Here is a 4296-nt window from a genome sequence, read left to right on the forward strand (position 1 = left end):
CCCCGATGCGTTACCCTACTGACCTATGTCCTATAGGCCCCGGCATGCGCCCCTTTAAGCGCCTCGATAAGAAAGCCGATCGACAACCGCTCCTGCGTTATTCTAATAACCTGCCTCCCTGCAGGCCCTCTTCGCCTAATTGAACAAGCTATTATTGCCTCGTCCCTAACTGTTTTTTCTCGCAATCCTTTCTCGCCAACACCTAAAGCCAACTATACTGCTATTTAATCGGTGCTAGAATGCCAAAAGATATTCCATACGATAAGGCACGCCCTATCTGATCACTAAGACAACCGCATGACGCAACCACCCAATATTCATAAAACCCTGGTAAGCCTCGCCGATAAATACATCTGCCTGGCGAAAGATGAAATGCTTTGGCAGACGAACCTGAAGCGTGCCATGAGTATTATTGCGGATCACAGTCGAAAAGCGATCGTCGCCGATAGGTGCGGGATCTGGCTTTACGATGGCGCTACCCATACAAAAAAAACACTGCACTGCCAGGCCTTCGCTTGCGATGAGCAGGACATTGACATCGATGCCCTCAGCATCCACGCCGTCGATTACCCCCCTTATTTTGCGGCCCTCGAAACCAACCGGGTCATTTCCGCAGTCGATGCCAAAATAGATCCAAGAACGGCATGCTTCACTGACACCTACTTAACTCCACTCAATATCGCATCACTGCTTGATGCCACACTACACCACGAGGGCGCAGCTTCTGGCGTAATTTGCTTTGAGCAATTAAACGAAATACGGCAATGGAGCCAGGAGGAGATTAACTTTGCGACATCAGTTGCGGACTTACTCTCTCAGCTCATCATGTACTACTCGCTTCGTAACAGCGAGATGCGCTACCGCACCGTATTCGATAGCACCGGCGATGCGCTAATTATCATTCGCAACGGCGTGGTCTGCGACTGCAATGCGGCAGCCTTAAAATTATTTCGCTGCAACCGCCAGCAGTTTATTGGGCACCCTGCCGATAAACTATGGCCGCGGCACAGTAACAGCAATGATACCTACACTCGCTTTGAATGGCTGCAAACGCGCTGGGACAACACACAGTTTTACACTGACGTCACCCTAACCCGCGCCAAGCTAGAGCAAGAAGAGCACCTCATTGCCTCCGTGCGCGATACCTCAGGCAAAAGACAAACCTCCGACCAACTCAAAGCGCTGAACTCACTACACCTAGCCATTTTTGACGGCACCAGCTACGCCATTATCGCCACCAATCTTAACGGTATTATCCACACCTTCAATCGCGCGGCAGAGCAAAGCTTACGCTACAGCGCCGAAGAGATTATCAACCAAAAAACACCGCTAATTTTTCATACGGAAAAAGAACTTAGCTGGCGAGCCGAAACCCTAACGCGCGAGCTGGGATACGAGCTCCTCCCAAACTTTGAAGCCCTGGTAGCCAAAGCCCGGCTAGGCCAAATAGAAGAATACGAGTGGCAGTACCTGCGCAAAGACGGCACGCAACTACCAGTTTCTTTAGCTGTGGCACCACTACGTGACACTCAGCAAAACATCAGCGGCTTTTTATTTATGGCCGCCGATATTACAGAGCGCAAGCGCGCAAACGAACAACTAATAGATTCCAAACGTGAAATGGAGCGAAGAGCCAATCACGACGCTTTAACCGGTCTCCCCAATCGATCACGCCTTCACGACGTTTCGGCGATAGCCATACACAACGCGCACAAGAACGGCACTAAAGTTGCTCTGATGCTGCTCGACCTCAACCGATTCAAAGATATTAACGATACGCTAGGCCACGCCATCGGCGATCAAATATTAAAAGAAATTGCCAAACGACTTCAACCCATGCTGATTCGTCATGGCGCCTACCTCTACAGGCTAGGCGGGGATGAATTCGCCATATTGATTGCCAAAATCAAAGAAGGCGACGAAGCTATTTCTCTTGCCAGCTTTATTGATGCATCACTGCGAAAACCGATTGTTTCCGACGGCATATCATTAGAAATCGGCGGCAGTATTGGCATCGCCGTTTATCCCGACCACGGCGAAAATAGTCACGCATTACTGCGCTGCGCCGATGTCGCCATGTACAGCGCAAAATCGAGTGCCCAACCGCTGGCATTCTACGATGCCACTCAAGACGCACACAGCCCGCGTCGCTTAATGCTAATGGCCGAACTCGGCAACGCTATTCGTCAGAATGAATTAGTGCTGCACTACCAACCTAAAGTGGATTTAAAAACAGGTAGCTGCGTTGGCTGCGAGGCCCTTATTCGCTGGCAACACCCAAAGCTCGGGCAAGTACCACCCTTTGAATTCATCCCCATGGCCGAAATGACAGAGATCATTAAACCATTAAGCGAGTGGGTGCTAATAAGAGCCCTAGAACAAACCAAAGAGTGGCACCGCAAAGGCATCCCAATGAAGGTGTCAATCAACCTGTCGGCCCGGAACCTCGTGGACCACGACTTCCCACTTATTGTAGAGCGCCACCTGCGCAATAATGATTTCCCTGCACAATCACTCGAAGTCGAAATCACAGAAAGCGCACTGATTAGCGACCCAGAGCGCAGCCTTCAAATTATTAAACGCATTCACGATTTAGGAGTTCGTTTCGCTATTGATGATTTTGGTACAGGCTACTCCTCAATGGCTTACCTCAAGCGCCTGCCATTGAGCACCCTCAAAATCGACCGCACATTTGTCTCTGACATGCTCAATGACGCGCAAGACGAAATGATTATTAAATCTACAGTAGGCCTCGCCCACAGCTTTGGCTTGAACGTGGTTGCCGAAGGCGTTGAAGACAAAGAAACAATGACACGCTTAGCACAACTGAATTGCGAGGTGGCGCAAGGCTTCCATATTGCCAGACCACTGCCGGCAGTAGAGTTCGAGCAGTGGTACCTAAAGCACGAAAAACGCTAAAAACGCTAAAAACCAAAAGTATTTCCCGAAGTAGTACGACACGCTAGAATAGCCTCCCTACCTTTTACGCCAGCAAGCTCTATGAATATTGAAGCATTTGAAAAGTGGTCTATGATTTTAGGCATTACCACATTAATAGGTTTTATGGGATTTATTATGTGGGACCTTGCCAAACAATCAAAAGCTGGGCGCTTCGGTACAATCATCATATTTACTGTGCTTGGGCTGGGCGTACTGGGCTTTATTATTAAAACGGTTGTCGTATCACTCCTGGAACAATCCTAAACACAAAAACAACAAAGCCACCCGCAAACTATACTAACAACACCAACAACACTAAACCGCGGGAGGAAAATAACCATTATCAGCAATCCAGCGCTGAACACACCCCTTCAAGCCAATCCGAAAGCTTCGCTGTTGAACGCCAAAATTGTCGGTACAACGTCGCCCCTTTAATAGCGCCGAGCGCTCAACCGAACACGGCCGAGACTCTTTCGTAATAGCCAACTCCGACACGCACAAGCCCTCGCCTCGCAATAAACGTGCAACAGCATCCGCAAACTCAGCTTCGCTACACGTGTCGCTAGTGTGAATATGAAACACGCCCCAGTTTTCAGCACCGCATAATATTTGCTGAACAATCGCAACGATTGTTTTGGCCATTTCCTGCCAAGAAATCAAAGCGCCGGAAGCCACTTCAGAAACATTCAACACAGGATTATTAAGTAAGCCAAAACAAATACGCCCTAAAAGCCCTTCATCGGTAGCCGCCTGACTACAAGACGTTAACGTCCAAGGAGTACGCAATACAATCGCGTGCGGCACAGCCAAAACAAGCGTCTCAGCGGCAAGTAAAGTCTGACCTAAAGCATCACTCGGCTCAGGGAGCAAACTTTCGGTTAAATCACTTTGCTCCACCCCAAACACTCGGTACGAAGACAAATGGATAAGAGGAAGGTCTTTATCTCGGCAAACGTCGGCCAACCAATGCAGATTATCAGCAGCCCCACTTCCGGCATTAGTAGACACAACAATATTAATACGCTCAGCATCCATGTAGGCCGCCACATTTTCTGGCGACGACACCAAGAAATCAGGCGCTGCCGCCAACAACGTAAACGCCAAGGCCTCAAAAGCGGACTCTAACGTCTCGTAAAATGCAGGTGAATCTGACACAACCAAAACACGAAAACCCAAAAACCTTTCTCCCATACACTGTGTTAATACGCTACAAACGAAGGGCATTTATAGCACAAAAAGCCGCCTAAAATCAGCACAAAATAGCCGCGATCAACTATCAGAAATTGCGTTAGGGGCGAGGAAATAATAGTTTGTCCAATTAGACGAAGGCGCCTGTTTTCTCAGCAAGGCGCTCGA

3 protein-coding genes are annotated in these 4296 nt (G+C 48.9%); 2 read left to right on the top strand and 1 reads right to left on the bottom strand.

The features are described 5' to 3' along the window. Nucleotides 1-297: 297 nt before the first annotated feature. Together AC3A8L_RS20315 and AC3A8L_RS20320 are read left to right on the top strand one after the other, a co-directional pair. Nucleotides 298-2919 (top strand): sensor domain-containing phosphodiesterase, encoded by a 2622-nt coding sequence (locus AC3A8L_RS20315; RefSeq protein ID WP_487964096.1) that lies wholly within the window; start codon nt 298-300, stop codon nt 2917-2919. Between the two features lie 81 nt (nt 2920-3000). Then, nucleotides 3001-3204, top strand: a complete 204-nt coding sequence (locus AC3A8L_RS20320; protein WP_487964097.1) for a DUF2788 domain-containing protein — start codon at nt 3001-3003, stop codon at nt 3202-3204. Nucleotides 3205-3255: 51 nt separating this feature from the next. On the opposite strand, the gene AC3A8L_RS20325 is transcribed toward AC3A8L_RS20320, so the two are convergent. Next, nucleotides 3256-4116 carry a sugar nucleotide-binding protein gene (locus AC3A8L_RS20325; protein WP_487964098.1) on the bottom strand — a complete coding sequence of 287 codons (861 nt, stop codon included), beginning with the start codon at nt 4114-4116 and terminating at the stop codon, nt 3256-3258. Nucleotides 4117-4296 lie beyond the last annotated feature (180 nt).

Source organism: Marinagarivorans sp. (genome assembly GCF_982758155.1).

Coding starts and splice junctions, on each gene's coding strand:
- AC3A8L_RS20315 (WP_487964096.1), top strand. CDS start 298: ATGACGCAACCACCCAATATTCATAAAACCCTGGTAAGCCTCGCCGAT.
- AC3A8L_RS20320 (WP_487964097.1), top strand. CDS start 3,001: ATGAATATTGAAGCATTTGAAAAGTGGTCTATGATTTTAGGCATTACC.